Source organism: Yoonia vestfoldensis (assembly GCF_002158905.1).
In the GTDB taxonomy this organism is placed as follows: domain Bacteria; phylum Pseudomonadota; class Alphaproteobacteria; order Rhodobacterales; family Rhodobacteraceae; genus Yoonia; species Yoonia vestfoldensis_B.
Genome location: NZ_CP021431.1, coordinates 3,154,570 through 3,172,183 on the forward strand (window position 1 = coordinate 3,154,570; position 17,614 = coordinate 3,172,183).

18 protein-coding genes are annotated in these 17,614 nt (G+C 57.4%); 14 read left to right on the forward strand and 4 right to left on the reverse strand.

Annotation, left to right across the window (positions count from 1 at the left end; translation table 11 throughout):
- Positions 1 to 240: 240 nt before the first annotated feature.
- Entirely contained in the window at positions 241 to 1,233 is a 993-nt protein-coding gene (locus LOKVESSMR4R_RS15795) for a helix-turn-helix transcriptional regulator (protein WP_087210491.1), read from the reverse strand.
- A gap of 197 nt (positions 1,234 to 1,430) precedes the next feature.
- Between LOKVESSMR4R_RS15795 and LOKVESSMR4R_RS15800 the strand changes: the two genes are divergently transcribed.
- On the forward strand, positions 1,431 to 2,042 hold the full coding sequence (locus LOKVESSMR4R_RS15800; RefSeq protein WP_087213404.1) for a hypothetical protein: 612 nt from the start codon (positions 1,431 to 1,433) through the stop codon (positions 2,040 to 2,042).
- Here the strand turns inward: LOKVESSMR4R_RS15800 and LOKVESSMR4R_RS15805 are convergent.
- Positions 2,023 to 3,324 carry a tyrosine-type recombinase/integrase gene (locus tag LOKVESSMR4R_RS15805; protein WP_087210494.1) on the reverse strand — a complete coding sequence of 434 codons (1,302 nt, stop codon included), beginning with the start codon at positions 3,322 to 3,324 and terminating at the stop codon, positions 2,023 to 2,025. The two genes, LOKVESSMR4R_RS15800 and LOKVESSMR4R_RS15805, sit on opposite strands and share 20 nt — an antisense overlap.
- Positions 3,325 to 3,883: 559 nt before the next feature.
- Between LOKVESSMR4R_RS15805 and LOKVESSMR4R_RS15810 the strand changes: the two genes are divergently transcribed.
- Genes LOKVESSMR4R_RS15810 through LOKVESSMR4R_RS15830 form a run of 5 tightly spaced genes read left to right on the forward strand, consistent with a single transcriptional unit; the run spans position 3,884 to position 6,531 of the window.
- Positions 3,884 to 4,141, forward strand: a complete 258-nt coding sequence (locus tag LOKVESSMR4R_RS15810; RefSeq protein ID WP_087210497.1) for a helix-turn-helix transcriptional regulator — start codon at positions 3,884 to 3,886, stop codon at positions 4,139 to 4,141.
- A complete protein-coding gene (locus tag LOKVESSMR4R_RS15815) occupies positions 4,138 to 4,416 on the forward strand; it encodes a hypothetical protein (protein ID WP_087210499.1) in 279 nt (92 codons plus the stop codon). Before LOKVESSMR4R_RS15810 ends, LOKVESSMR4R_RS15815 begins: the two co-directional genes overlap by 4 nt.
- Positions 4,413 to 4,844, forward strand: a complete 432-nt coding sequence (locus tag LOKVESSMR4R_RS15820; protein WP_087210502.1) for a nuclease — start codon at positions 4,413 to 4,415, stop codon at positions 4,842 to 4,844. The genes LOKVESSMR4R_RS15815 and LOKVESSMR4R_RS15820 overlap by 4 nt, the downstream gene beginning before the upstream one ends.
- Positions 4,841 to 5,857 (forward strand): helix-turn-helix domain-containing protein, encoded by a 1,017-nt coding sequence (locus LOKVESSMR4R_RS15825; protein ID WP_087210505.1) that lies wholly within the window; start codon positions 4,841 to 4,843, stop codon positions 5,855 to 5,857. Before LOKVESSMR4R_RS15820 ends, LOKVESSMR4R_RS15825 begins: the two co-directional genes overlap by 4 nt.
- Positions 5,854 to 6,531, forward strand: a complete 678-nt coding sequence (locus LOKVESSMR4R_RS15830; protein ID WP_204248687.1) for a hypothetical protein — start codon at positions 5,854 to 5,856, stop codon at positions 6,529 to 6,531. Before LOKVESSMR4R_RS15825 ends, LOKVESSMR4R_RS15830 begins: the two co-directional genes overlap by 4 nt.
- Before the next feature lie 208 nt (positions 6,532 to 6,739).
- On the opposite strand, the gene LOKVESSMR4R_RS15835 is transcribed toward LOKVESSMR4R_RS15830, so the two are convergent.
- Positions 6,740 to 7,609 (reverse strand): MurR/RpiR family transcriptional regulator, encoded by an 870-nt coding sequence (locus LOKVESSMR4R_RS15835; RefSeq protein ID WP_087210511.1) that lies wholly within the window; start codon positions 7,607 to 7,609, stop codon positions 6,740 to 6,742.
- A gap of 127 nt (positions 7,610 to 7,736) precedes the next feature.
- Between LOKVESSMR4R_RS15835 and LOKVESSMR4R_RS15840 the strand changes: the two genes are divergently transcribed.
- The 5 genes from LOKVESSMR4R_RS15840 (at position 7,737) to LOKVESSMR4R_RS15860 (ending at position 12,801) form a co-directional block, all read left to right on the forward strand.
- Positions 7,737 to 8,768, forward strand: a complete 1,032-nt coding sequence (locus tag LOKVESSMR4R_RS15840) for an ABC transporter substrate-binding protein (protein WP_087210514.1) — start codon at positions 7,737 to 7,739, stop codon at positions 8,766 to 8,768.
- A gap of 69 nt (positions 8,769 to 8,837) precedes the next feature.
- Positions 8,838 to 9,932, forward strand: coding sequence for an ABC transporter ATP-binding protein (locus LOKVESSMR4R_RS15845; RefSeq protein ID WP_087210517.1), 1,095 nt, complete (start codon positions 8,838 to 8,840; stop codon positions 9,930 to 9,932).
- On the forward strand, positions 9,929 to 10,843 hold the full coding sequence (locus tag LOKVESSMR4R_RS15850; RefSeq protein WP_237331820.1) for an ABC transporter permease: 915 nt from the start codon (positions 9,929 to 9,931) through the stop codon (positions 10,841 to 10,843). The genes LOKVESSMR4R_RS15845 and LOKVESSMR4R_RS15850 overlap by 4 nt, the downstream gene beginning before the upstream one ends.
- A 1-nt stretch (position 10,844) precedes the next feature.
- Positions 10,845 to 11,675 carry an ABC transporter permease gene (locus LOKVESSMR4R_RS15855; protein ID WP_087213407.1) on the forward strand — a complete coding sequence of 277 codons (831 nt, stop codon included), beginning with the start codon at positions 10,845 to 10,847 and terminating at the stop codon, positions 11,673 to 11,675.
- 1 nt (position 11,676) lies between these two features.
- Complete coding sequence (locus LOKVESSMR4R_RS15860) at positions 11,677 to 12,801, forward strand: P1 family peptidase (RefSeq protein ID WP_087210523.1); 1,125 nt, start codon at positions 11,677 to 11,679, stop codon at positions 12,799 to 12,801.
- Positions 12,802 to 13,096: 295 nt separating this feature from the next.
- On the opposite strand, the gene LOKVESSMR4R_RS15865 is transcribed toward LOKVESSMR4R_RS15860, so the two are convergent.
- Complete coding sequence (locus tag LOKVESSMR4R_RS15865) at positions 13,097 to 14,482, reverse strand: IS1182-like element ISRssp12 family transposase (RefSeq protein WP_087210526.1); 1,386 nt, start codon at positions 14,480 to 14,482, stop codon at positions 13,097 to 13,099.
- A 186-nt stretch (positions 14,483 to 14,668) separates the two neighbouring features.
- Between LOKVESSMR4R_RS15865 and rarD the strand changes: the two genes are divergently transcribed.
- The 3 genes from rarD (at position 14,669) to LOKVESSMR4R_RS15885 (ending at position 17,610) form a co-directional block, all read left to right on the forward strand.
- A complete protein-coding gene (gene rarD / locus LOKVESSMR4R_RS15870) occupies positions 14,669 to 15,592 on the forward strand; it encodes an EamA family transporter RarD (RefSeq protein ID WP_087213411.1) in 924 nt (307 codons plus the stop codon).
- 195 nt (positions 15,593 to 15,787) lie between these two features.
- A complete protein-coding gene (locus LOKVESSMR4R_RS20625) occupies positions 15,788 to 15,853 on the forward strand; it encodes a DUF4113 domain-containing protein (RefSeq protein ID WP_087213414.1) in 66 nt (21 codons plus the stop codon).
- A 494-nt stretch (positions 15,854 to 16,347) separates the two neighbouring features.
- Positions 16,348 to 17,610: a site-specific DNA-methyltransferase gene (locus LOKVESSMR4R_RS15885; protein WP_087210532.1), complete on the forward strand. Its 1,263-nt coding sequence runs from the start codon at positions 16,348 to 16,350 to the stop codon at positions 17,608 to 17,610.
- Positions 17,611 to 17,614 lie beyond the last annotated feature (4 nt).

Here is a 17,614-nt window from a genome sequence, read left to right on the forward strand (position 1 = left end):
TTGAAGTCGCCTAGGCCAATCATAGACTAGCTTTCACGCAAGACAATAATTGCCCATGTTTTAGACGAAGGAAAGACATCGACACAAGAGTTCGCGCCTTTCATGGGAAAATCGACTAAGTTGACGAGAATATACCAGTAGCGATAGCCCTGCACTCTGCTTGCAAAACAACCCAAGTTTTGCAGCAACACATCATGGGACAAGGCGCATCAAACTTCCGCTTCCCACTCGACAGCGCCATCAAGGCAGGACTTCGACCTCGCCGCGCCTGACCCGCTTCAACATTTCCTTAAGCTCTGGCGGATCCAGAACCTCGACCGCCTTACCCCATTTGACCAGATGCCAGGCCATTTCCAACCAGCCGCTGGCCGTGAATTCGACCAGGAGGCTGCCATCCTCCAGATCGGTCAGCTCCTGGTCCGGATGGAACATAAACTCGCGCGCAGTTGCTGCTGCGCTGGGCGCGAAGCGCCAGCGGACTGGTCCATGCTCTGCGTCAGAAAAGAACGATCCAAAAGCTTGCGCACTGTAGCGTTCGACATCAAAATCCGGGTCACGCTCAAAGGGCTGAACGGTGGCGTGCATCTCGAAGATACGGTCAAAGCGAAACTGCCGGTATTCTCGGTCGCCATCAGCATTGCGTGCAATGAGATAATGCCGCGTGCCAACAATCACGGCGTGAGGCTCGACCAGTCGCTTGCGCGGCCCCGGATCACGCGCGCCTTGATACAAAATCTCGACCAGCGTGGGTCTTCGAAGCGAAGTGAACAGAAGATTTAGATATTCCTCAGACACCTTCCGGGTTGGCTCTGGTCGTGAGGCAAAGCCGTTCGCCAGCAGCAGTAGTTCTGAGTATTTCTTGGCCCCGTGCATCAAGGGGCGTGAATATGACGCCACAAGACGATCTCGGGCAGTCTCCAGCGCTTTGGCCTCGTCATGAGCGCCATCGCGCCCAGCGCGTCGGATCGCCAGATCAAGAGCTGCCAATTCCTTCTCTCTTAGAACACGGTGCTGGATGTAAGGCACATCGTGCAACGACCACCAACGGCGACGGTCATTATCGTCCCAAGTTTCGACGCCGCCAAACAGGTCTTCGAACTTGCGCAGCATCCGGCGCGCTGTGCGCTCCTCAACCTCGAATTCTTCCATAATGAGCCGCAAGGAGATACCTCGCCGACGCGCATTGGCCATTTCAGCCATCCGGTAGAGCTGTTCTGCTTTGACGAAAGACATGGGCAAAGCTTATTTTACGGTTGCAGCAACAAGGGGTAAGAGACTGCCCCCATAGGCAGTTTACAATCAATCGTCGAGGCCGAATCGTCATCGGTGATATGTCTGTAAGTGGTCAGCAAGCCTCAGATTGAAATGGAAATTTGCCGCTGGAGAGGCCTGCTCGGCTCGTCACGGCAAAAAGGCAAAGGAAGCTGCTGATGAGTTTACCGCAACGTGTTTTCTACACTATCCACGAAGCTGCCGCACGCTGGGGCTGCACGATATCTGACATCGCTGGCTGGGCTGACATGGGATCATTGAGGATCGTCACAGGGATCCCACCCGTGGAATGTGATGGCAAGCGCGCTGGCGGGATGGTGCAAATCCGACCAATGGATATCATTCCCATATTCCGCCGCTGCGGAACGGGACCACAATCCGCGCATCTTCAGCGCATTCGCCCACTCGAGGAGAAAGAGTGGCTGTATATCAGCGCACCTGAAGTGGGCGTCGTCGTCTCGATCGGGGACGTCATGATCCTGGGCGAAGATCTTCAGCTTTTCGAGGACGCACATAATCTTTTCGGTCGGATTGCCGAAGGCGCTGGGCTGAGCGAGGAAGGCGACTATGACTGGTCAGCAATGCATGTCGAAATCACGCGTCGCGTGTTCGAAGAAGGGCTGCCCGCCTCGCAAGGCGCATGGGTCCGCGAACTTCAAGACTGGTTCTCCGCGCAATCGGAAGACGGCACCTTCCCTGATGAACGCTCGATACGTCGACGGCTCAAACCCATTCTTGATGCCTTGAAGTTCAAGAGGCCGAAGCGGTGACACCATTGGGGTTGCTGTGCGGGGCCGTCGTTGCCGAAGACGTGTCTGCGTCGTGGACAAGGCGGGGCTTGGGCTTGAAGGCGCTGGCCACCGCATCGACGCCTGCGCGCAGTGGCGAGTCCATCAAGTGCGCATAGCGTTGGGTCGTCTGCATCTGGCTATGACCCAGCAGCTTGCCGATCATTTCGAGTGAAGCACCCCCGCTGACCAACAATGATGCAAAGGTGTGGCGTAGATCATGGATGCGGACATCTTCGATGTCGGCCTCTTTCTGAATGCGCTTCCAGAACCGTCGGACCTCCTGCACAGGGTGGCCCGGCGTGTCGCCGGGGAACAGCCAAGGGCAGCCAGGATAGTCAGCCTGAAGGCGCTGGCGCACAATCACAGCAGCCTCTTCAGAGATCGGCACGCGGTGTACGCGCCGTTGCTTGGTCGTGGTTGCAGGTTTTGTCCACGACAGATGTTCGAGGTTGAAATCCTCAAAACGCGCCTGACGGACCTCCCCCACACGCGCCCCGGTCAGCATGCACATCCGGATGATATTCGCAGCTCGCGCGTCTTGGGCCCCATCCAGCGCTGTGGCAAGGCGTGCAATTTCCTCTTGTGACAGATATCGCTCGCGCGGTGTCTCCATGCGGCGGCGAAACCCCATGGCGGGGTTATCCTCGCGCCACCCCCATTTGACGGCATAGGCAAACATCTTTCTGACCACCTCGCCCACGCGGTTGGCGCGTACCGGCGTAGGCTTGGACCCTTGCAGCTTGCGCGCGCGATTATTGGGGTTGGCTTTGGCGGGCCGCGCGCGTCCCTCGGCGACCTTGTTCAGCAGCAGTTCCACATCATACGAACTGACCTCGGTCACCAGCATCCGGCCCCAAGCCGGTGCGATAAACTTCGCCATCATCGATCGCTGATCGGCCGCGTTGAGCTTGGCCAGATGCGTCAGGTGCAATTCCATGTAGCGCGTAATCAGATCCGTGATCCGTGGCGCCTCGCGCAGGGCGTCACGGTTCGCCAGGGGATCGCCCCCGGCATCGATATACCGGCGCAGCTCCTTGGCCCGCGTGCGCGCCGCCGACACGCTCCATTCTGGCCAGCGGCCAAAGGTCATGCGACGTTGCCTGCCCGCATAGCGGTAATCGAGCGTGAAGGCGCGGCCGCCACCCCGATAGATGCAAACAGCAAAACCACGCACCTCTGTGTCAAAGATCTGGTAATCCCGGCCCTCGATGGGCGCGGCGTCGCGTACCACCACTTCTGTCAGTTTCTGTCTGTTCACCATCCGTAGACCTCTCTCTTGCCTCTGTCATGACGCGTAGATCGCGCCCCTTATCAAGCAGAGCATGGCGCGGGGGGTGGCAGGGAGGCACGGGGTGGCACGCCGGAGACACTCCGCCTGCCACCCCTTGTTTTATTGGGGAATTGCGCGCAGGGCCGTCTGAGGTAGGTGCGGCGCCCATCATGATTTCGCCCCACAGGCACCATTGAGATCCGGAATCACAATCAAAACCAGACGATAGTGGCACAATCTTCAATAAAATATGGGGGTGGCACGCGTTCATGCGCATTGCCACCCCCTGTTTGCACGCCAATGCGCGCGAAAGCCCACGAATAAACTGGTTTGCACAGAAACATGCGCGAGCGCGGAGCACGGCCAAATTGCTGCGGCGCAGCAGTGCCTGTGACTGCTGAGGTTAAAGTGACGAAAAGCCAATAAAACATGGGGTGGCACGGGGGTGGTAGTTTGCGTGCCACCCCGTGCCTCCCTGCCACCCCCAGCGATGTGCGTGAATGGTTTGCAGCATTTGCCCACCTTCGGGCCATCACACTGGAGACATAACATGCACGAAATCATGAACGCCAAAGGAGGCCGGGATACGTCGCAGGCTCTGCTGAGCGGTTGGATCAGCCGCGCCGATCTTGCCCAGGAACTCGAGGTCACTGAAGGGACCTTAAGGCGTTGGACATTGGAGCGCTGGGGGCCGCCCTGCATTCGCGCAGGTCGCAAGATCTATTACCGCCGCAGCGCCGTCATTGAATGGCTAGAAGACCAAGAAGCGGCAGACCTTCGCCGCGCGCGTCGGGGGGCACGCCGATGAGCATCCCCCTGCCCTACCGCCAACGGAGCCGGCGCGCTGAACGTGATGAGGCGCGCGCAGACTGGATTGACGAGCGGCGGCGCGAGGCCCGCATCGTCGTGGCCGACGTCATCCATCATTCCGACCATCTGCTGCGCATCGCCTGCAATGTGCTGGTCCGCCATGGCGAAACACCTGAGGAACGCGAGGACGCGCGGATCTTGCTGGTCGTGCTGGAGGCCAAGACTCCGGGGCGCGGCCATCATCACAACCAGGATCCGGAGGTGGAGCAATGAAGCGGCGTGGAACACCCGAGGCAGATCTGCAACGCGCTGTTGTGGTCGCCCTACGCTTTGCCCTGCCCAAGGGGGCGATCGTGCATCACTGCGCCAATGAGGTCACCGAGGCCGGGCCCCGCGGTGCGCGGCGGCAGGCAATCCTGGTTGGCATGGGCGTCCACCCCGGCTTTGCTGATCTCATCGTCCTGTGTGACGGGCGCGTGCTGTTTTTGGAGCTGAAATCTCTGAAGGGACGGCTCAGTCCTGCGCAGGAGGCATTTCGCGATGGTGTGCTGGCGCTGGGCTTTGGCTGGGCGCTGGTGCGCAGCCTCGATGATGCGCTGGGCGCGCTGGCCGAGCACGGATTTACCACAAGGGTCGTGCAGGTCGGCACACCGGACGCCCCGCGCGATGAAAGCACAGACGTGCGGAGGGTCACCTCATGAGCCATGCTGCCACCAACTGGGCCATCCAGCGCCGTGGACTCAAGCCCACCACCAAGATCGTGCTCTGGCATCTGTGTGATCGCTTCAATCCCGACTACGGCTGTTTCCCCTCCCAAGCGCGGCTGGCGCATGATTGCGAGATCAGTCGCTCGACCTTGAATGATCATCTTGGTCAGCTGGAAGCGGCGGGTTTATTGCGCCGTGTGCCGCGCATTCACCCCGTGACCAAACGGCAGATGCCCACGCGCTACATCTTGGGGTTCGAGCCCGGCTTTACCCCGCATGATACGAAGCCGTGTCCAGAAACCGGACACGGCGCATTGCCATTCGATGGGACAGTGTCAGGGGACCAGGATTCCTGCGCGGAACTGGCCGATCCCCAGGACCCGTGTCCGAAAACGGGACACGGGATTGGAGCGCGACCCGTGTCCGATTTTGCCCCTGACCCGTGTCCGGAAAATGGCCAAAGCCGTGTCCGAAATCCGGACACTAACCTTGTAAGAGAACCTTTAAGGGAACCAGTAAAGGAGGAGGAGGACGCGCGCGGGCGCGAAACCGGTTTTGATGATTTTTTTGGAGACCTGCTGAAAGCGCTGGGCTTCAATGCCGACAGCGCACTGCCCGCCTGGTGGCAAGGCTCGCCAGCACGGCAGCACGCCCAGCGCTGGATCGATGATCTGGGAATGTCGCAGGAACGGATCCTTGCCGTAGCCCGCGAGACCCGTGAGGCGCACCCTGCCCCGCCAGATGGGCCCAAGGCGCTTGATCGAGCGATGGAACGTGCGGTACGGCGCGAGGCGCAGCCAGCTGCCAATTCCCTGAAAGCTAAGAGCGGCAGCATATCCAAAAGACAGCCGCAGCCCAGCCCCGATGAAACGGCCGCGTTCTATGCAGCCAAGGTGAACTCCAACGAATACCTGCCCCAAAACATGATCAGCACTGCGACATGCGGATTGATGCTGGAACGCGGACTCGTCACCCTGGAACGCCTCCAGTTGCGGGGAGTGCTATGAGCAAGTTTGATCGCAGATTGCCACGGATGCGGGTACAGCCCAGCGCAGGCGGTAAGCCCAAACGCGCGCTGGGCGTGCAAGCAGCCCTCGAATGGGCCTTCCGGGTTGAGAAAGCCCAGCTGGAGCTACCTCCGCGGCTGGACGCCGATGAGGAAAGTCGCGGCTTCGGGCTGGAGTATGTTCTGATATATCGCGCCGTACTGGGCTGCAAGGTCGATGGCGGACAGTACAAGATGGGCAGCTACACCCATCCGGACGCCGAGGTCATCGCGGCCACGGTGGCCGGCCTGCCCGACAGCCATGGTGGGATCCGCATGGCCCTGCGCGTCACTGAGCTTGCACGGGCGGGAATGACACCTGACTGGATGCCGGGTGCGGTGCCGCGTTGCGTGCCCCGCGATATCCACCAGAACCGCTACGGCAAGCGCGCCGCAACCGAAGTGGTCGGTACCGCACGCGTCATGGTGCGTGGCAAGTGGCGGACAGTGGACGTTCTAATCTGCCCCGTCACATGGCGGCCCCATCCCAAGCAGATCGCATCGGCGCGGCGTGGCTATGAGGATTGGTGGGCGGCGCTGGATTGGGTGCGGGATGGGTTGGTAGCTGGCGGGATGTTGAGGGAAGTGGAGGTGACAAAGGTGATGCCGAAAGCGCGGCCTTGGGAAACCAGCTGATAACGTCGCACCCGGCCCAGACCGGCCATGCATGCGCTGAAACAATGCTGCAGTGCAGCCCGTCAGAGCGGCCATCCCTGGATCGTGCAGCATTTTTTGGATGAAACGTGATCAGCGGACAAAGCAACGCGTTAACACAGCTTCACCGATGAGCGTTCTCATCTCATCGGAACAACCCTGAAGCCACTGTGTTTTTCAAATTCGCCATTCAGAAGAGCCCCAGACTCCGTGAGCTCGACTTCCATTGCGTCATTCGCGCCTGCGAAGCGTCTCGTCGAGCCTCTGCTGCCATGTCCACCAGCAGGCCCGCCGCAAGGTTCAGTCCTGTTGTTGACTCCAGAAAAAGACCCGTGCTGGACGGCGCATAGATTACGGCGTCTGCGATCTCTCGGCTCCAATGACAGTATTCATCGGAAACCACGATGCATGCTCTGCCCTGTTCTTTTGCTAGTTTTGCCAGCTTGTTGCTTTCAGCCGCATACGGCACGACATCAAGTATCACGACCGCAGTTCGATCTGCTGCTACAAACGGGTCGTCGATCAGCTCGGCCAGCATTCCGTCATGTGCGGCCAGGAATTGGACCGCGCTTCTTGCGATAAGCAGTCGGCGGGCAAAGTCTTCGGCAATGCCACGGACAGATTGGAAACCCGTCACGAACACGCGCTCAGCCGAGTTTAGAATGTGTCCTGCCTTTGCCCACTCTTGCCCGGAAGTTTGCTCAAAGATGTTTCTGACAACCGCCAGCTCTGCTTCAAGCACGGATTGCCATCGCGTTCGGACCTCTGCACGCTCAACCCTGCCGATGCCTGAGACGACGTATCGTTCTCTGGCAAGAACCTTTAGCTCACGCATCCCTTCACATCCCAAGCGGCGCAGTAAACGGCCGATCGTGACCTCTGGCACTCCGACCCGCTCAGCCAAGGACCGCCCGGTTTCCATAGGGAGGACATCAAGATTAAGGAGCATAAACTGAGCTAATTTCGCCTCTTGCTTAGGCAACTGGGCAACTGATTCGGTCAATTTTTGAACAAATTCATCGTAGGTAAACTGTGGGTAGGACGCAAAGCCTGTCGACATTATCGTTCCTCACTCGTTAGAAAAATAACATTTGACAGATTTGTTACTCTTGAACCAACCTTCATGCAATACCAAAGAATAGACGTCTCCAGGCCGCTCTTAGGCCAAACAACAGGGAATTAAGAAAATGAAAAAAACGCTCAAAGCAACTCTCCTTGCCACATCTGGACTTATGATTACATCGGTCGCACATGCAGAAGGTTCGTTGAATCTTTATAACTGGGGCGATTACATCAACCCAGCAGTCTTAACCAAGTTCACCGAGGAAACCGGTATCGAGGTCACGCTCGATACATACGGATCAAACGAAGAGATGCTGGCAAAGATCCAAGCTGGCGCAAGCGGCTATGATCTCGTGTTCCCGTCCGTGCATATGCATGACATCATGTTCCAACTGGGCCTCTTGGCTGAAACCGGGATTGGGTCGAATCCGGCGTTCTCGAACATCGACTCTCAATTCATTCGCGCACAAACCGATCCCGAAGCGGCGTATTGTCTTCCCTATGCGTGGGGAAATGTCGGGATCGTCTACAATCGTGATAAGGCCGAGGGTATTACAGGCTTTACCGACATGTTCGCCCTGGCAGATGCTGGCGAAAAGATCATTCTGTTGGATGACCTGCGCGAAACGATTGGTATTGGTCACATCATGATGGGAACGTCAGTCAACTCGACTGATGAGGCCGAAGTCGAAGCGGCCGCCCAATACATTATCGACCGCTCTGATGCGATTGCCGCGTTTAGCTATGACAGCATCCCATTGGTTCAGTCCGGCGACGTTGCCGCCGCGGCTTGGTATGTTGGTGCCAATATCTTTGTCCAAGAAACACCCGATGCCATTGGCTACATCATCCCGGTCGAAGGCGCGACGATGTATCAAGAGGACATGTGCGCGCTTGCCGACGCTCCAAACCTTGAGAACGCAAAACTGTTTATGGAATTCTATCTGCGCCCCGAGGTGGCGGCCCTTAACGTTGAACAACAGTTGAACGGAACCCCAAACATCCCCGCCCAAGCGCTTATTCCTGCTGAAATTGCAGGGAACGCGACGATCTATCCACCAGAAGACGTCATGGAAAAGCTGCAATTGTTCGTCGATCTTGGGCGCGATCTGCAACTTTATAACCGTGAGTGGACACGTATCAAAACGTCCCAGTAGCATTTCGATAGCTTTACAAACGGGCGCAGCCCCTAAGCTGCGCCCAACATCAATTGTGCGGGGCTTCCTATGACAGAACTTCTGGAAATCGAGCACGCCTCAAAGCGGTTCGCAACGCCTGACGGGCGCTTTATCACCGCGTTGGACGATGTGTCGTTGAGCGTTGGAGCAAACGAATTCCTGACACTTCTGGGGCCGTCGGGCTGCGGTAAGACCACGCTATTGCGAACGATCAGCGGCTTTGAGGACTTAGACAGCGGCAAGATCCACATTGATGGCCGCGACGTTTCAGATTGGCCTGCGCATAAGCGGCCCGTAAATACCGTCTTTCAAAAATATGCCCTGTTCCCGCATCTGAGTGTAGCCCGCAATGTTGCCTATAGCCTGGAGATAGCCAAGGCGCCCAAGCCGGAAATTCAGGCCCGTGTTGGCGAAATGCTGGAACTGGTTGGCCTTGGCGGATTTGGGAATCGCAAGATAACCCAGTTGTCGGGCGGCCAACAACAGCGGGTTGCCCTTGCGCGGTCGTTGATCGCCCGCCCCAAAATCCTGTTGTTGGACGAGCCGTTGTCAGCACTCGACAAAAGCCTGCGCCACAAGATGCAGCAAGAGCTAAAGAGCCTACAGCATGAAATTGGGATCTCTTTCGTATTTGTGACCCATGACCAAGAAGAGGCGCTGACCATGTCAGATCGCATTGCGGTCCTCGGGCACGGAAAAATCCAACAATTGGGATCGCCTGAAGACCTGTATCGCCGCCCTTCCAGCGCGTTCGTCGCTGAGTTTCTGGGAGAGAGCAATATGTTTGATGGTCAGGTTTCGGCCAGCGGCCCGCGTGATGCCAAAATTGACCTGGTGCTTGGACAAAGCGTTTCCGTCGCGAAAGACAACCTGAGCGAGGGGCAAGCCATCAAGCTGCTTATCCGGCCCGAGGATGTCGTGATCAATCCGCCAACTGGATCAGTCGGACTGACATTTTCGGGAACCGTTTCGGAAACCTATTTTGTGGGAACGGACTATCAACTCGTCGTGCAGACCCCGAACGCAGGGCCGATACGTGTCACGACCCGCGTCGGGTTTGCGCAATCCCCAACTGTTGGCGCGGACATTACGCTCCACGTGCCAAATGATGCGATCCACGTGATCACAGACGAGGCTGCATGACCATGTGGAAACCCAAAAGCCTGGCGCAGCGCCGCAAGTTGATGCTTTTCGGCCTGCTCACCCCACCGACCGTTTTTCTTGCGGTTTTCTTTATCGTCCCTCTTGGGATAATGCTCGTATACAGCTTTCTCGAACCGGGTCTTTATGGAGGGGTCGTTTGGAGCTTTTCAGACCTGAACTATGGTCGCATTTTGGGATGGGCAGATACCAAGTACGAAAAGTTCGACCCGGTCTACCTCGGCATTCTGTTCACATCGGTCCGGCTGGCGGGGCTCACGGTGCTGTTAACAATGCTCATTTGTTACCCTGCCGCCTTCTGGATTAGCCGAATGAGCGCTGGGAAAAAGAACCTGTTCTTGTTCCTAATCACATTGCCGTTCTTTGTCAGCTTGGTGGTGCGCTTGTTTGCATGGGTTCTTATCCTGCGCCCGACTGGGTTTTTGAACCAGGCCCTCATCGGTCTTGGCATCATCAATGAGCCATTGGAAATCATCTACACCGATTTGGCGGTTATTATTGGGATGACCTACGTCTTTATTCCCTTCATGTTCCTGCCGCTCTACGCATCGGTTGAAAAACTGGACATGAGCTTGATCGAAGCGTCAGCCGACCTCGGCGGAACAAAGCTACAGACTTTTCTGCGCATCATCCTGCCTGCAACGCTGCCAGGCATTGTAGGAGGCTCGATCATCGTTTTCATCCCCGCGCTCGGCAATTTCATCGTGCCGTCAGTTCTTGGCGGAGCAAAGGTTCTGATGATCGGGAACCTTATCGAACAACAGTTCCTGTCTGCTCGGAACTGGCCGTTCGGGGCTGCTCTTGGAATGATGGTTATGGGAACAGTGCTGATTTTGCTGATCTATTATGTCCGGCTCTTAAGCCGGGAAGATAAAAATGCGGAAGCCAAATGATATGCTGAAATCCCTGCGAAAACGCATCAGCGCACTCTCGGTCTATGGCTTTTTCTTCTTTGCCTTTGTCTATGCGCCAATCCTATTGATCGTCGTCTTTTCGTTCAACGCGAACCCCGTCAATATGATGATCTGGGACGGCTTCACCTTCGAGTGGTACAAGACAATCTTTGGCTATCAGACCGCGCTGACAGAATCCGCGCTTTACATCGACTCGACAGAAAAACTGCACGATGCCGTTAAGAACAGCCTTTTGATTGCCTTTACGACGACGCTCATTTCAACAGTTTTTGGCACTGCCATCGCCTTGGCAGTCGCGCGCTTCCGGTTCAGGCTGCGCGGCTTCTACCGTGGACTGATGTTCGTCCCGATGATCATGCCTGACATCATTCTGGGCATCGCGCTATTGGTGTTTTTTGTCAGCGTGGGCATCAATCTTTCTGTCGTGACCATCATCATCGGGCATTGCACCTTCTTGACGTCATATGTCTTTGTTGTGGTATCTGCGCGTATCGCGGATATGGATGAGGCTCTCGAAGAGGCCTCGTCCGATCTTGGCGCAGACGGATGGACAACCTTCCGGCGGGTGACGCTACCTATGATCTTGCCGGGCGTCATCGGCGGTGCCCTTCTGGCGTTTATTATCTCAATGGATGACCTTGTCATCACTTACTTCATTGCAGGCGTCGATAGTACCACACTGCCCGTCCATATCTTCGGCATGCTACGCCGCGGCATCAAACCCGAGATCAACGCCATCGCAACCGTCATGCTACTCTTCTCGATCGTCATTGCCACGGTTGGGCTCTACCTCCGGTCAAGAAAGCCATAAAATGAACCTTCCCCATAGAAAGCCGCGCGCGCGTGACATCGGCATTCCGCTGAACGGCATCCCCGGCGCCTTGAATGCGATTACAGATGTGTCGGGTGTGCTTGTGGGCACATGTACACTTTCATCACACAGTGACCCGTCCTTGGCGCGGGGCCCTCTTCCAGTACAGACGGGCGTAACGGCAATCTTGCCGCGTGGGTTCGAAACTACCCCACACCCCGTCACGGCAGGTCAGTTCACCCTGAATGGCAATGGTGAAATGACGGGGGCACATTGGATCCGCGACGGCGGATGGTTCGTCGGGCCTATCATGATCACCAATAGCCACGCCATCGGCATGGCGCATCACGCCGCGACCAAATGGATGCTAGAGCAGTATGCACATGAATGGCAAAACAACCACCTTTGGGCATTGCCGGTCGTGGCCGAAACCTACGACGGTGTTCTTAACGACATTAACGGAATGCACGTGACCGCCGATCACGCCAAAGCAGCAATCATGAAGGCAAAATCGGGCCTCGTGGATGAAGGCAACACCGGTGGTGGAGCGGGAATGATATGCTACGAGTTCAAGGGCGGCACCGGTACGTCATCTCGCAAGGTCGTTTTGGGGGACAAAGAGTTTGTTGTTGGCGCGCTTGTCCAAGCAAATCACGGCTTGCGACCTTGGTTCACCGTCGCGGGAGTCCCCGTTGGGAAGCACTTATTGGATGATCGTATTCCCGGAATGCCAACTGAGCGAGGCTCCATTATTGGCGTGATCGCGACAGATATCCCCATGTCTTCTGGGCAACTTGAACGTTTGTCGCGCCGCGCAACAATTGGTATCGGTCGTGGTGGCACACCCGGTGGAAACAACTCCGGTGACATCTTTGTATCGTTCAGCACGGCAAACAAAGCCCAGATGCCACAGCTGGATGGCGTCTGGGTTACCAAGACAACCCTCAACGACGAACTGCTGGACAAGGTTTATATGGCTGGGATTGAGGCTGTTGAAGAAGCAATACTGAACGCAATGCTTGCAGCCGAGGATGTTCCGCTCGCACGCCCAGAGAACGGCATCTGTCGTGCGCTAAAACAAAATCAGCTGATGGAAGTATTAAAAACTAGAAATGTCCAAAGCTAATATTGCCGTCGCTCACCCCGTAATTTTCGTCGTCTTTCGATTCAGGATTGGCGCTGATGGTCTGGATTGCTAACTTTCGCGGCACTCAAGCATTTGAAGAGGTATGGCTCTGAGTTGACCTCTACAGTGCAACAGGGAAACGCGATTTCGTCGCCTGTATGTGTCCGCTTCTTTCAATAGAAACCGTCAAGCTCGCACTTGCAGCGAATGTCCGCAATCCGTCGATTCTGTGGAAAAACTAACGTTTGTGAGCGCAGAAATGGCTATTCCAAATGCGGCGTGAGCGCCTTTCCTGTCAGGCTTTTCGCGTTTGCTGCGGTGCGGGAAAGATCTTGGCCAGTTTCCGGAGGTTCTGGGCGGTTGCGGCGAGGAGGAATTCGTCATTTGCGCCGCATGGACCACGTAATCGCAGTCGGCCTAAGCCAAGGATGCGTTTGAGGTGGGCAAATAGCATCTCGACCTTTTTTCGGAGCTTCATCGAGATGTCGTATTGGCGGGTCTTGGCGATGTCGCGGGCGACTTGGCGGGCGTCTTCATGCTCTTCGCGGGTGATCTTCCGCGCCTCGGCGTTGGGGCAGCATTTGGCTTTGGATGGGCACGCTTGGCAGACGTCCTTCAATGCGCGGTAACGGGCTGTGCCCTTGCCGGTTGGTCCCCGGTTCGGGTCCGAGTAGTTGCGGCGGAACTGCTTCAGCTCATGGCCCTCGGGGCAGATATATTGGTCGTTCTCGGCGTCCCACTCGAACTCTGCCCGCGTCCAGGTGCCGTCGCTGCGTCCGGACTTGTCGAACACCGGGATGTGGGGCGCGATCTTGCGATCGACCAGCCAGCCCAGCATCGGTCCGGTGCCGTAAGCCGTATCCGCGATCAGGCGTTCGGGGTGCAGATCGAACCTGGCCTTCGCCCGCTTCAGCATGGTCTTGGTCGATCCGACCTCGGCCTGCCGGATCGACCTTGTGGCTTCTACATCGACAATCACGCCATGATCCGTGTCGATCAGGTAGTTGTCGGAATAGCTGAAGAAAGCGGGCCCCTTGCGCGCGGCGGTCCACTGGCTGGCCGGGTCCGAATGCGAGGTGAACTTGGGCTGGACCTCGCTGGCCGCACCGAATGCTGCCTCGTCCAGCGTGTCGAGATACTCGCGCACGGCACGGGGTGCATCCGCCGGATCAATCCGCGCCGCGTCCCAGTCGTCCTTCGGCGTAGAGTTCTGCTTGTTGGCATCGGCCTCGATCAGGCTGGCATCAATCGCCATGCGCTGACCGCTGACCAGACCTTCCGCGATGCAGCGCGCGACAGTCGTCTCAAACAGATGCCGTAGCAACTCGCTGTCGCGGAAACGCCCATGTCGGTTCTTTGAAAACGTCGAATGATCCGGGACCCGGTCACTCAGGTCAAGCCGGCAGAACCAGCGATACGCGAGGTTCAGATGCACCTCTTCGCACAGCCGCCGTTCGGACCGGATGCCGAAGCAATACCCGACCAGCAGCATCCGGATCAGCAGTTCGGGATCGACCGACGGACGGCCGGTGTGGCTGTAGAAACCGGCAAGATGGGTGCGGATGCTGTTCAGATCGACAAACCGATCGATGGAGCGAAGAAGGTGGTCTTGCGGAACGTGATCTTCCAGCGAGAACTCGTAGAAGAGTGCTGCCTGCGCTTCCTGTCTCGGTCCCAACATTGCTCAATTCTCCCGCTGGTCAGAAGAATTGAATCAGCAACTTACGCTTCGATCAAGCACGACTTTTTCAACAAAATACGTCCTGTCGGTTATAAAAACGCTGGCACAACGCTTCCTCTGGTGGTGCATTTTGCAGCACTTGGCTATTGGCTGAAGTATCAGATAGCGCATGCGGAGAAACACATCATGACGGCGACGAATGAAGACGACCCTCGCGGTCTTGCTCTTGCTGTGACGGCATATATCATGTGGGGGTTTCTGCCGCTTTATATGAAAGCTCTTGCCCATGTGCCACCGATAGAAGTGATCGCGCACCGGGTGATCTGGTCGGTTCCGATTGCCGCCGTGATCCTGCTCGTGATGCGGCGCACAGCCGATATCCGCGCAGCTCTTTCCAGCCCGCGCGCGCTGGGCATGGCAGCGGTGACTGCGGCGCTGATTTCGGTCAATTGGGGGATTTACGTCTGGGCGATTGGGTCGGGGCATGCGCTGGATGCTGCACTTGGCTATTATATCAATCCGCTTTTCAGCGTCGCACTCGGTGCCCTGCTGCTCGGCGAAAGGCCGCGCGGGGCTCAGCTTTTTGCAATCGCGCTGGCGGCAGTGGCGGTCATAGTATTAACGGTCGCGGCGGGCCAGATACCGATAGCGGCACTAGGGCTGACGTTCAGTTGGGGGTTCTACGCCTATTTCAAGAAGAGCCTCCCTGTTGGTCCGGCACAGGGCTTCTTTCTCGAGGTGCTACTGCTGACCCCACCCGCGCTCGCGATCATCACTTGGGCGAGTATGAACGGTCAAAGCCATTTTGTTACGGGATCAGTGATAGATACTTGGCTGTTATTGAGTGCGGGGCTTGTGACGGCGGTGCCGTTGATCATCTACGCCACCGGGGCCAAGCTTCTGCGGCTCTCAACGATCGGCATCCTGCAGTACATCGCGCCAACAATGATCTTTCTTACCGCGGTTTTCGTCTTTGACGAACCGTTTGGCACAGCGCGGATGATCGCCTTTCCGATGATCTGGACAGCACTCGTAATCTACACTGTTTCGCTCATCCGCCAGTCCCGTCACAAACGGCACCACAAAATGGTCACACCTGATCCAGTGTGACGGGGGAATGTTGAAGCTCTCACCAAAGCAGTCGTAATGCTAGATGACCAGTTACCGTTGGAAGACCGGCCGAGAACGCTCTTCTGTGCACCACGCAGGGCACCAGTACTGTTGACGGCGCTTTAAGCCGTCAACAACCGGTTCGGTAAAAAGACAATGGTCCTTGCCAATGGAGGCATGTCGCGATCCTAGCAACTGCGCACAAATCACCGCAGCCCACGCTGCACAACGCGGATCTCGGACCTGCCAGTGGTGAGTTGACACATGAGCATCGGGCTCACCCCCCTCCCATGGTTCCTCCGTGCCCCTTTATGTATACGGGGGGGCTTGGCGCGCCATTTCGCTAGCGCGTGGCTTTTTCACCGGGGAATCCACTTCGAAGCCAGTTTGGTCGGCGGCCAAAATAAAGTGACTCAATTACAAGGGGTTGGACGCTCAAAACTGGCTCTCAGGGTGGATTCTTGAGTGGTTTAGTCAAGAATCCACCTGGCCAAAAGCGAGCCAGTTTAGCCAAACAGGGAAGCCACTCCGGCCGTGGACCTTTTTGTGGTCAGCAGAACACGTTGATTCAAAACGTAAAAAGAGTTTGACAAAGCTGCCCCCCTTGACTCATACACAAATCATCGAAGATCTGCGCCCGGAGAATAACCCTTGCGGGCGCTTTTGTTTTCCTGACATCGCGGATCCTGTTCTGGTCGCCGATTATGCCGGCGTGAGCATCGGTATGTCGCCCCTGCCCTAAATGAGAACCGTCCATGGACCTCGTCTTTGCGCCGAGCCAGATTGAAAGCTGGTCGATTGCCCGGCTGCGCCCCTACGTGCGCAATGCCAAGATGCATAGCGATGACCAGGTGGCCAAGATCGCGGCCAGCATGGCCAAGTTCGGCTGGACTGTCCCCTGCATGGTCGCCGACGATGGCGAACTAATCGCCGGGCATGGCCGGGTGCTGGCCGCGACAATGCTGGGGCTGACGGATGTGCCGGTCATTCGACTTGGGCACCTTGATGAAGCCGAGCGGCGGGCCTACCGGATCGCCGACAATAAACTGACCGAACTGGGTGACTGGGACGAAGCCATGCTGCGCGACGAGATCGCGGGGCTGCTGGCGGATGATTTCGACCTGTCACTGCTGGGGATCACTGATGCAGAGCTCGATGCGCTGCTGCAAGACCCCGATGCGCTGGGCACTGATGGTCCGGTCGAGGGCGAGGATGACATTCCGGATGTGCCGGTGACGCCGGTGTCGGTCCCTGGTGATCTCTGGCAGCTCGGGTCGCACCGGCTGATCTGTGGTGACAGTACGTCGGCCGATGTCGTCGGACGGCTACTTGGCGAAGTGAAGCCACTCCTCATGGTTACCGACCCGCCCTATGGCGTGGAATACGACCCAGGCTGGCGCAACCAGGCGGGTGCGGCCAAGACCAAGCGCACCGGTAAGGTGCTGAACGATGACCGTGCGGACTGGCGCGAGGCATGGTCCTTGTTTCCTGGCGATGTTGCCTATGTCTGGCACGGCGCGCTGCATGCTGCGACCGTGGCAGAAAGCCTCACGGTGACAGGCTTCAATATCCGCTCGCAAATTATCTGGGCAAAGGACCGGTTGGTGCTGAGCCGCGGTGATTATCACTGGCAGCATGAACCTTGCTGGTACGCAGTGCGCGCCAAGGGCAAAGGGCATTGGGCGGGCGATCGCAAGCAGACGACGCTCTGGCAGATCGCAAACAAGGATCAGGATGCTGACACCGTCCACGGCACGCAAAAGCCGGTTGAATGCATGCGGCGTCCGATCCTGAACAATTCAAGCCACGGTCAGGCCATCTATGAGCCCTTCATGGGTTCCGGCACCACGTTGATCGCGGCGGAGACGACGGGACGCGTGTGCTTAGGGGTCGAGTTGAACCCGGCCTATGTCGATGTGGCCATTGAGCGGTGGCAGGCCTTCACCGGCGAGGACGCCTTGCTTGTGGAAACCGGCAAGAGCTTTGCCGCCCTCAAATCAGAGCGGCTGGCGGCATGAGCCA

Excerpts from the sequence above, each read along its gene's own strand:
- LOKVESSMR4R_RS15795 (WP_087210491.1), bottom strand. The coding sequence starts at position 1,233 with ATGTCTTTCGTCAAAGCAGAACAGCTCTACCGGATGGCTGAAATGGCC.
- LOKVESSMR4R_RS15800 (WP_087213404.1), top strand. The coding sequence starts at position 1,431 with ATGAGTTTACCGCAACGTGTTTTCTACACTATCCACGAAGCTGCCGCA.
- LOKVESSMR4R_RS15805 (WP_087210494.1), bottom strand. The coding sequence starts at position 3,324 with ATGGTGAACAGACAGAAACTGACAGAAGTGGTGGTACGCGACGCCGCG.
- LOKVESSMR4R_RS15810 (WP_087210497.1), top strand. The coding sequence starts at position 3,884 with ATGCACGAAATCATGAACGCCAAAGGAGGCCGGGATACGTCGCAGGCT.
- LOKVESSMR4R_RS15815 (WP_087210499.1), top strand. The coding sequence starts at position 4,138 with ATGAGCATCCCCCTGCCCTACCGCCAACGGAGCCGGCGCGCTGAACGT.
- LOKVESSMR4R_RS15820 (WP_087210502.1), top strand. The coding sequence starts at position 4,413 with ATGAAGCGGCGTGGAACACCCGAGGCAGATCTGCAACGCGCTGTTGTG.
- LOKVESSMR4R_RS15825 (WP_087210505.1), top strand. The coding sequence starts at position 4,841 with ATGAGCCATGCTGCCACCAACTGGGCCATCCAGCGCCGTGGACTCAAG.
- LOKVESSMR4R_RS15830 (WP_204248687.1), top strand. The coding sequence starts at position 5,854 with ATGAGCAAGTTTGATCGCAGATTGCCACGGATGCGGGTACAGCCCAGC.
- LOKVESSMR4R_RS15835 (WP_087210511.1), bottom strand. The coding sequence starts at position 7,609 with ATGTCGACAGGCTTTGCGTCCTACCCACAGTTTACCTACGATGAATTT.
- LOKVESSMR4R_RS15840 (WP_087210514.1), top strand. The coding sequence starts at position 7,737 with ATGAAAAAAACGCTCAAAGCAACTCTCCTTGCCACATCTGGACTTATG.
- LOKVESSMR4R_RS15845 (WP_087210517.1), top strand. The coding sequence starts at position 8,838 with ATGACAGAACTTCTGGAAATCGAGCACGCCTCAAAGCGGTTCGCAACG.
- LOKVESSMR4R_RS15850 (WP_237331820.1), top strand. The coding sequence starts at position 9,929 with ATGACCATGTGGAAACCCAAAAGCCTGGCGCAGCGCCGCAAGTTGATG.
- LOKVESSMR4R_RS15855 (WP_087213407.1), top strand. The coding sequence starts at position 10,845 with ATGCTGAAATCCCTGCGAAAACGCATCAGCGCACTCTCGGTCTATGGC.
- LOKVESSMR4R_RS15860 (WP_087210523.1), top strand. The coding sequence starts at position 11,677 with ATGAACCTTCCCCATAGAAAGCCGCGCGCGCGTGACATCGGCATTCCG.
- LOKVESSMR4R_RS15865 (WP_087210526.1), bottom strand. The coding sequence starts at position 14,482 with ATGTTGGGACCGAGACAGGAAGCGCAGGCAGCACTCTTCTACGAGTTC.
- rarD (WP_087213411.1), top strand. The coding sequence starts at position 14,669 with ATGACGGCGACGAATGAAGACGACCCTCGCGGTCTTGCTCTTGCTGTG.
- LOKVESSMR4R_RS15885 (WP_087210532.1), top strand. The coding sequence starts at position 16,348 with ATGGACCTCGTCTTTGCGCCGAGCCAGATTGAAAGCTGGTCGATTGCC.